Here is a 9,152-nt window from a genome sequence, read left to right on the forward strand (position 1 = left end):
AGCTGTTGGAGGATGAACCCGCTTCCCCATCGATGATGGCGTTCGAGCCAGGGGAACTGCGGCAGCTGTTGGAGGATGAACCCGCTTCCCCATCGATGATGGCGTTCGAGCCAGAGGAACTGCGGCAACTGTTGGAGGATGAACCCGCTTCCCCACCGATGATGGCGTTCGAGCCAGGGGAACTGCGGCAACTGTTAAATGAGCCTGCCTCCACTTGGGCACAAATCAATTCGACCCCACATGCGCGAGCGGACGGTGTTCATCAGCCAGCCCAGGCGCCCCTGGCTCCCTGAACGCAGAAGATAACTTTGCGGAGGAGCGATCACGCAACTGTCGTCGGCGCCGGGCCTCAGGGTGAATGGAGAGGATGGTGTCGCGTGAAGGCGCAACACGCGTGCTGACCGACCTGCATACGTAGGAAGTCGTTCATTGCTCCCAAATCGTATGTGAGGAACATTCCTGTCCCGGCTGCGCCGCGCGATGCTAGGTCGCGTTGTTCAGCGGGTCAAGCCGATGACACCTACGAAGCTACTGATCGGGCAGATCGCCGTTGTGTGCGCAATTGTCATTATCGGCGTATGGACGGCAACCCAATGGTGCGCTCAAATGCTGACCTACCAGACGCCTCTCGGCGCACCATGGTTTCTCTTCGCCGGCTGGCCAATCTACAAGCCGTGGAAGCTGTTTGAATGGTGGTTCCACTTCGATGCTTATGCGCCGGAGGTCTTCGACAAAGCCGGTACGCTTGCAGGCGCCAGCGGATTCCTGGGCTGTGCCGCCGCAATCGCAGGCTCGCTTTTGCGCGCGCGACAGCGCGGGTCGGTTACGACCTATGGGTCTTCACGGTGGGCCACGACTCATGAGGTCGAGACGGCAGGGTTGTTACGGCCGGCGGGCGTTTTCCTCGGTAGGCTGAACGATCGCTATCTGCGCCATGACGGCCCGGAGCACGTCATGGCATTTGCGCCGACGCGTTCGGGCAAGGGCGTGGGGCTGGTTGTTCCAACGCTACTTTCCTGGACCGGGTCTGCCATCATTCATGATATAAAAGGCGAAAATTGGCAGTTGACCTCCGGCTGGCGGTCGAAATTCTCGTACTGCCTTCTGTTCAATCCGACCGACCCGAGATCGGCACGCTACAACCCGCTGCTGGAGGTGCGCAAAGGCCCAGATGAGATCCGGGACGTTCAAAACATCGCCGACATCCTCGTCGATCCCGAGGGCGCGCTGGAGCGACGGAACCACTGGGAGAAGACCAGCCATTCACTTCTAGTTGGCGCCATTTTGCACGTGCTCTACGCTGAAGAGGACAAGACGCTTGCCCGCGTCGCCACCTTCCTGTCGGACCCGCAACGCTCGTTTGCCGCAACGCTACGGCGGATGATGACGACAAACCATCTCGGGACGGGGCATAACCCTCAGGTCCATCCCGTAGTGGCCTCGGCGGCCCGCGAACTCCTGAACAAGTCGGAAAACGAGCGCTCAGGCGTCCTCTCGACCGCCATGTCCTTTCTCGGGCTTTATCGTGATCCAACGGTCGCGGCGGCCACTTCGTCCTGCGACTGGCGCATCGCTGACCTAGTGGATGGAGAGCGACCGCTGTCGCTCTATCTGGTCGTGCCGCCTTCGGATATCTCGCGCACCAAGCCTTTGGTGCGACTGATCTTGAACCAGATCGGCAGGCGGTTGACGGAGCGTCTGGAGGGGGACCCGAAGAAGAGCCGTAAGCATCAGCTGCTCATGATGCTGGACGAGTTTCCGGCGCTCGGTCGCCTCGACTTCTTCGAAACGGCGCTCGCCTTCATGGCAGGTTATGGCATTCGCTCCTATCTGATCGCACAATCTTTGAACCAGGTTTCAAAGGCCTATGGCGAGAACAATGCTATTCTCGACAATTGCCACGTGCGAATTGCCTTTTCCTCCAATGACGAACGCACGGCCAAGCGCATCTCGGATGCCCTCGGCACCGCAACCGAACTTAGGTCGATGCGCAACTATGCGGGCCATCGGCTTGCGCCCTGGCTTTCACATGTCATGGTGAGCCGCCAGGAAACCGCGCGCCCGCTCCTGACGCCAGGCGAGGTGATGCAATTGCCGCCGTCAGACGAATTGGTCCTGGTTTCTGGGTTGCCGCCGATCCGCGCCAAGAAGCTGCGCTATTATCAGGATCAGAATTTCACAGATCGGGTGCTGCCTGCGCCGGTGCTGCACGACGGACCCTATGCGGACTGCCCTGCATCACGCCCGGACGGCTGGACTGGACAAGTGTGCAGCGTCGATAGCCGACTTGCTGCGGACGAGGAAAGCGCCGACGCGCCAGTTGAAGACGAGGGAGGCGTTCAGCAGCAACGCCATCCAAGCCTGCCCGAAGAAGACGTTGTTGTCTCTCAAGAGCCCGATCAGGCCGATCTGTACAAGCCCGCAGACGATGACAGCGAAGCGCTCGCGGACAAGCGTGTCATGGATCGGATTTCCACTGCGGCCCGCGCCTACGGTATCAACGAGGGCAGGGGCGACGATGTCATTCCCGGCTTCTGAAGTCCGCTGAGTTGCAGAGCGCACCTCAGCGTAGATAACGGCCATAAGCAATTTTGAGCGTCTGGCCGATGCTTCTCCCGTCGCCGGCGCAACGCCGGGCCGTCGGAACGAGCCGCATGAAGCCGCACCGCATTCGCCATCAGTTTCTGCTTGAGCCGGAGCTCAGCGAGAAACTGGACAACCTCAGTCGCGATCCGTCAACGACCAAATCAGCGATCGTGGCGAAGGCGATCGAGGCGTTCATCGAGCGGCGTGGCGAGAGCGAGTTCGATCGGCGCTACGGCGTAAGGCTTGACCGGCTCTCCCGCGATCTTGCCCACGTCAGGCGCGATTCCGAGGTGATCCTGGAGAGCCTGGCGCTCTTCATCCGCTTTTCGATCACCCTTCACGCCCACACGCCGGTCCCGGATCGATCAACGCAGGCTATTGCCCAAGAGCGTTTCGAGAAATTCGTTGAGAAGGTCGGCCGCCAGATCGCTTCCGGCAAAAAGTCGCTTAGCAAAGACAATGGTGGGGGAGGGGAAGGATGAGCTCTCATCCCGAGGCCGACCACCGGCGGCGTGTCATGCTGCGCACCGCCATGGGTCCGGCAATCACCGAAGCCCTGGCCGATCCGTCCGTCATCGAGGTGATGGTCAATCCCGACGGCGCGCTGCGACTCGACCGGTTAGGCGAAGGTCGGGTCGATACCGACGTTCACATGCACCCGTCCGAGGCAGAACGTATCATCCGCCTGGTTGCTTCGCACGTGCGCGCCGAGGCGCACGCCGACAACCCGATCGTCAGTGCCGAATTGCCGTCTGGCGAACGCTTCGAAGGCCTGCTGCCACCTGTGGTGTTGGCGCCATGTTTTGCCATCCGCAAGCCCGCCGCGAAAGTCTACACCCTGGCCGACTATGTTGCCGAACGCATCATGCTGCCGCTGCAGGCCGATGCGCTGAAAAAGGCCGTCCGCGAGCGGCGCAACATGCTGATCGCCGGCGGCACTTCCTCGGGGAAGACAACACTCGCCAACGCTCTGCTGGCTGAAGTCGCCGAATGCGACGATCGGGTGATCCTGATCGAGGACACACGCGAACTGCAGTGCGCGGCCAGGGACTGCGTTGCCCTGAGAACAAGGCGGGGCTCGGTCACCCTTGCCGATCTCGTGCGCTCGACGCTGAGGCTCAGGCCGGACCGCATCATCGTGGGCGAGGTGAGGGGCGCGGAAGCGCTCGACATGCTGAAGGCATGGAACACCGGGCACCCAGGCGGCATCGCTACCGTACACGCCAATTCCGCGCGCTCGGCTCTCTATCGCATTGAGCAACTCGCCCAGGAAGCCGTGGTCACCGTTCCCCGCCGGCTCATCGCTGAGGCGATAGATCTGATCGTCTTCATAGCGGGACGCGGCTCGTCGCGCCACATCGACGCAATCGCCGAGGTCACCGGTCTCGACGGCAGCGGCGATTACGCCGTTGCCCCGCTCACGCTTTCGCAACTCCAGCAGCTTTGAAAGGCCTTCCTCATGCGCAAGAAGCTTCGCTTTCTTTCGTCCACAGCGCTCGCGTTTCTTATCACGGCCCCGGTTTATGCCGCCGGCTCAGGCATGCCGTGGGAGCAGCCGCTGCAGCAGATCCTGGAGTCCGTCCAGGGACCGGTCGCCAAGATCGTTGCGGTCATCATCATTATCACCACCGGCCTGACGCTTGCCTTCGGCGACACCGCCGGTGGTTTTCGGCGCCTGATTCAGATCGTCTTCGGTCTGTCGATCGCCTTCGCGGCATCGAGCTTCTTCCTCTCCTTCTTCTCCTTCGGTGGTGGGGCGCTCGTCTGATGGCCGCCGGGGAGCAGCATATCGAGGGCTTCGCAGTACCGGTCCACCGGGCGCTGACCGAGCCGATCCTGCTCGGCGGGGCTCCGCGCGCGGTGGCGATCCTCAACGGTACAGTGGCCGCGGCCATTGGCTTCGGCTTGCAGCAATGGATTGCTGGTCTGGTGCTTTGGATCGCAGGCCACTCGTTAGCGGTGTTTGCCGCAAGACGCGATCCGGACTTCGCCAGCGTGCTTGTGCGCCACCTACGTCTGAAGGGGTGGCTTGCATGCTGAACCTTTCGGAATATCGAAGCAAAGCCGACCGGCTTGCCGACCATCTACCCTGGGCTGCCTTGGTTGCGTCCGGCATCGTGCTCAACAAGGACGGCAGCTTTCAGCGGACGTTGCGGTTCCGCGGCCCGGATCTCGAAAGTGCGACGGAGGCTGAACTCGTCGGCATTTGCGCCCGGGCGAACAATGCTCTCAGACGCCTTGGCTCTGGCTGGGCATTGTTCTTTGAGGCCGAGCGCACAGAAGCGCTGGGCTATCCGAACTCGCATTTTCCTGACGCCGCGTCGTGGCTGGTCGACGAAGAACGCCGCGCTGCTTTCGAGGGGAAGGTAGCGCACTACGAGAGCCGCTATCATCTGACCTTGGTGTTTATGCCACCGCCGGACGCCCAGGCGCGCGCAGAAAGCACGCTCGTCGACTCTCATTATTCCCGAGGAGAAAGAGACTGGCGCCAGGATCTGGCGAGGTTCCGTGACGAGACCAACCGCGTGCTCGATCTCTTCTCGGGTTTCATGTCCGAAGTACGCGTCCTCGATGATGCTCAGACGTTGACCTACCTCCACGGCACGATTTCGCCTCGTCGCCATCCTATCATGGCCCCGGAAACGCCGATATATCTGGATGCAATCCTGGTCGATGCGCCGCTTACCGGTGGCCTGGAGCCGATGCTTGGTGAGCAGCATCTTCGCACACTGACCATCCTCGGCTTTCCGAACCTCACCCGGCCCGGAATCCTCGATACCCTCAATCATCAGGATTTCGCCTATCGCTGGATGACGCGCTTCATTCCGCTCGAGAAAACGGAAGCCACGAAGACGCTGACGCGATTGCGCCGGCAGTGGTTTGCCAAGCGCAAGTCGATCGTGGCAATCCTACGCGAGGTCATTACCAACGAGCCGGTCCCGCTTGTCGATAGCGATGCCGACAACAAGGCGCTCGATGCCGACGAAGCCCTTCAGGCATTGGGCGGTGATCATGTGAGTTTCGGCTATCTCACCACCACCGTGACGGTGTGGGGCGAGGATCGCCAAGCCGCTGCAGAGAAGCTTCGCGCGGTCGAGCGCATCATCAATGGGCTCGGCTTCACCACGATCCGAGAAGGCGTCAATGCGGTCGAGGCTTGGCTCGGCTCATTGCCTGGCCATGTCTACGCTAACGTTCGCCAACCGCTCGTTCATACATTGAATCTTGCCCATCTCATGCCGCTGTCGTCGGTTTGGGCCGGTCCTGCGACAAACGAGCATCTCGCGAAAGTCACCCAAACCGAAGCGCCACCGCTTTTCGTTGCCGAGACCAGTGGGTCGACACCGTTTCGGCTTTCCACCCACGTCGAAGATGTCGGCCACATGCTGGTTGTTGGTCCGACCGGCGCCGGCAAGTCGGTTCTGCTTGCTCTGATTGCTCTGCAGTTCAGGCGCTACGCCGGCGCCCAGGTTTATGTCTTCGACAAAGGCAATTCGGCCCGTGCTGCAACACTTGCCATGGGTGGAGAACACCACGCGCTAGGAGCGGACGGTTCCCTTGCCTTTCAGCCACTGCGCAGCATCAACGACCAGGCTAGCCGAAGCTGGGCGGCCGAATGGATCGCCAGCCTTGTTGCCCACGAGAACGTCACCGTCACGCCGGAGGTGAAGGAGGCTATTTGGTCAGCGCTGGCCAGCCTTGCCACCGCGCCGGCGCAGGAACGCACACTGACCGGTCTTTCGGTCCTGCTTCAATCCAATGCGCTGAAGACCGCATTGATGCCCTACACGCTCGATGGTCCCTTCGGCCGCCTGCTCGATGCCGATCATGATGGGCTGGCCTTGTCGGATGTGCAGTGTTTCGAGACCGAGGAGTTAATGCACAGCCAAGGCGCTTTGCTGCCAGTGCTTACCTATCTGTTCCAGCGACTTGAGGAACGGTTCGACGGACGGCCCACGCTGATCATGCTCGACGAGGCGTGGGTCTATCTCGACAATCCGCTGTTCGCCGCCCGCATCCGCGAATGGCTGAAGGTGCTGCGAAAGAAGAACGTGTCGGTTGTCTTCGCTACGCAGTCGCTGGCTGATATCGCGGGCTCTGGCATAGCGCCGGCAATCATCGAAAGCTGCCCGCAGCGCATTTTCCTTCCCAATGATCGTGCCGTGGAACCCCAGGCGCGCACAGCCTACGAGCGCTTCGGTTTAAGCGAGCGGCAGATCGAATTGATCGCCCGCGCCACGCCGAAGCGTCAGTATTATCTGCAATCGCGCCGCGGCAACCGTCTGTTCGAGCTCGAGCTTGGCCCCATCGCTCTTGCGCTTTGCGGTGCTTCCGATCCGGCCACGCAGACTCTGATCGACAGGATCATGTCCGAAGACGGGCAAGGCAGCTTTGCCTCGCAGTTCCTGATCGCGCGCGGCCTCGATTGGGCCGGCGAACTTCTCAAGCAATTCCCTCAACCAGACAAGGAGCAATTCTCATGATGCGGCGACGCCTTCTCTCCGGCCTGATCACCGTTTCCCTGATCGCCAAGCCTATGGCCGACTATGTGCAGCCCGCCTACGCCCTTATCGTGTTCGATCCGTCCAATTATGCGCAGAACGTGCTGACGGCCGCGCGCGCATTGGAGCAGATCAACAACCAGATCCAGTCGCTGCAGAATCAGGCGACCATGCTGCAGAACATGGCGCGCAATCTTCAGCGTCTGGATTTCTCTTCCGTTGGCCAACTCACCGGTTCGCTCCATCGCATCGACGGCTTGATGGACCAGGCGAGTGGCCTCAGCTTTGATCTGGGCAAGCTTCAAGACCAGTGGCGCAGCCAATATCCGGAAAGCTACGACGCCACGATCAAAGTCAGCGATGTGGCGAGTGCTGCGCGGGAGCGTTGGCAAACCGCCATGCAGGCGTTCCGCCAGACCATGGGTGTCCAGTCGCAAATCGTCGAGAACGTCCGCGCCGACGGCGATCTGCTCGCCGATCTCGTCAACCGCAGCCAAGGGGCGGCCGGTGCGCTTCAGGCAAGCCAGGCCACCAACCAGCTGATGGCGCTTTCGACAAAACAGCAGATGCAGATCCAGACGCTGCTCGCAACGCAGTTTCGAGCTGAGGCCGAGGATGCCGCCCGCAAGGCCCAGTCAGACGAAGCCGCCCGCGAGATGACGAAGCGATTCTTGGGTACCGGCTCGGCTTATCCCGGCAATTAATCACGAGTTCATCACGACGAGAAAGGCAGCGGCATGAACGACCTTGGCGTCATCGATCGCTTCATGGAGACCTTCATCCGCTACATCGACAGCGGGTTCGGTCTGCTATCGGGCGACCTCGCCTTCCTCACTACCATTCTGATCGGCATTGACATCACACTTGCCGGCCTGGCGTGGGCGCTCGGCGACGAAACCAGCGTTCTCGGCCGGCTTGTCCGCAAGGTGCTCTATGTTGGCGTCTTCGCCTTCATTCTGAACAATTTCAAGAACCTCGCCGATATCGTTTATCGTTCTTTTGCCGGTCTCGGGATTAAGGCGTCGGCCGGCAATCTGTCGGCAGACAATCTCTTGCGCCCGGGCCGCATTGCCGCGACCGGTTTCGAAGGTGCTTGGCCAATGCTTGACCAAGCCAGTCAGCTCCTGGGCTTCCCGGAAATCTTCGGCAACGCACTGACCATCTTCGTGCTGCTGATGGCCTGGTTCCTGGTCATCATCGCCTTCTTCATCCTTTCCATCCAGCTTTTCATCACCATCCTAGAGTTCAAGCTCACCACGCTGGCAGGTTTTGTTTTGGTTCCATTCGCACTTTGGAACCGTTCAGCGTTCCTGGCCGAACGCGTGCTCGGCCATGTTATCTCGTCAGGCATCAAGGTGATGGTGCTCGCCGTCATTGTCGGTATCGGCTCCACGCTCTTCGGGGAGTTCGCTTCCGCATTGCAAGGCAAGGAGCCGGATCTTGCCGGTGCCATGTCCCAGGTACTGGGCGCACTGGCACTGCTTGGCCTTGGCATTTTTGGGCCGGGGATCGCGTCGGGTCTTGTCTCAGGCGCACCGCAGCTTGGGGCGGGCGCCGCCCTCGGCACGACCGCGGCGGCAGCGGGTGTATCACTCGTTGCTGGAGGCACAGCATTTGCTGGCGCGCGTATGGCAACCAGCGGCGGTCTCGCCGCCATCCGAGCCGGCACAACAATGGGATCGGCTGCTTCCACGTCATGGCAGATCGGGCGCGCAACCTCGCCCGACGCTGGCCTCTCCGGTGTGGCTGCTGGAATGCATGGTGTAACCAGTGCAGCTGGCGGCGCCGCTATACGCATAGCGCGATCCGCCACTGCAAGTGTTGGGCGCAACGCCGATGCCGGGCGCGATGCCGCGTGGACCGCGACCGGCGGCGCGCCGACAGCGTCAATGACCGAACGCTCTGCCGGTTCGGCCACTGTTTCGGCGCCGACGTGGGCAAGGCGCCTACGTTCTGAACAGACCGCCCGGGCAAATCGCCACGCTGCCGTGCAAGCTGTCCGAGACGGAGACCGGCCGGGAGGCAGCGCCAACCCCTCTCTCAACGACAAGGATGACTAGATGC

The 9,152-nt window shown here is 61.3% G+C and carries 9 protein-coding genes; all 9 read left to right on the forward strand.

All coding sequences use genetic code 11. The features are described from left to right. A partial coding sequence (locus tag EN906_RS37750) for a hypothetical protein (protein WP_206529084.1) occupies positions 1-293 on the forward strand: 293 nt, incomplete at its 5' end. A gap of 220 nt (positions 294-513) precedes the next feature. Then, the gene (locus EN906_RS12820; RefSeq protein ID WP_024502848.1) at positions 514-2,538 is read left to right on the forward strand and encodes a conjugal transfer protein TraG; all 2,025 of its coding nucleotides are present in this window, start codon (positions 514-516) and stop codon (positions 2,536-2,538) included. Positions 2,539-2,654: 116 nt separating this feature from the next. Beyond that, on the forward strand, positions 2,655-3,068 hold the full coding sequence (locus EN906_RS12825) for a CopG family transcriptional regulator (protein WP_024502849.1): 414 nt from the start codon (positions 2,655-2,657) through the stop codon (positions 3,066-3,068). After that, positions 3,065-4,033, forward strand: coding sequence for a P-type conjugative transfer ATPase TrbB (gene trbB, locus EN906_RS12830; RefSeq protein ID WP_024502850.1), 969 nt, complete (start codon positions 3,065-3,067; stop codon positions 4,031-4,033). Before EN906_RS12825 ends, trbB begins: the two co-directional genes overlap by 4 nt. A gap of 12 nt (positions 4,034-4,045) precedes the next feature. Then, the gene (locus EN906_RS12835; RefSeq protein WP_024502851.1) at positions 4,046-4,354 is read left to right on the forward strand and encodes a TrbC/VirB2 family protein; all 309 of its coding nucleotides are present in this window, start codon (positions 4,046-4,048) and stop codon (positions 4,352-4,354) included. Next, a complete protein-coding gene (locus tag EN906_RS12840) occupies positions 4,354-4,626 on the forward strand; it encodes a VirB3 family type IV secretion system protein (RefSeq protein WP_024502852.1) in 273 nt (90 codons plus the stop codon). The genes EN906_RS12835 and EN906_RS12840 overlap by 1 nt, the downstream gene beginning before the upstream one ends. Continuing rightward, on the forward strand, positions 4,620-7,070 hold the full coding sequence (gene trbE / locus EN906_RS12845) for a conjugal transfer protein TrbE (protein ID WP_024502853.1): 2,451 nt from the start codon (positions 4,620-4,622) through the stop codon (positions 7,068-7,070). Before EN906_RS12840 ends, trbE begins: the two co-directional genes overlap by 7 nt. After that, a complete protein-coding gene (trbJ, locus tag EN906_RS12850) occupies positions 7,067-7,792 on the forward strand; it encodes a P-type conjugative transfer protein TrbJ (protein WP_024502854.1) in 726 nt (241 codons plus the stop codon). The genes trbE and trbJ overlap by 4 nt, the downstream gene beginning before the upstream one ends. A gap of 33 nt (positions 7,793-7,825) precedes the next feature. Continuing rightward, positions 7,826-9,148, forward strand: coding sequence for a P-type conjugative transfer protein TrbL (trbL, locus tag EN906_RS12855; RefSeq protein WP_024502855.1), 1,323 nt, complete (start codon positions 7,826-7,828; stop codon positions 9,146-9,148). The last annotated feature ends 4 nt before the right edge of the window (positions 9,149-9,152 follow it).

Origin of the sequence: Mesorhizobium sp. M7A.F.Ca.CA.004.06.1.1 (assembly GCF_003999135.1) — a bacterium.
Taxonomy (GTDB): Bacteria; Pseudomonadota; Alphaproteobacteria; order Rhizobiales; family Rhizobiaceae; genus Mesorhizobium.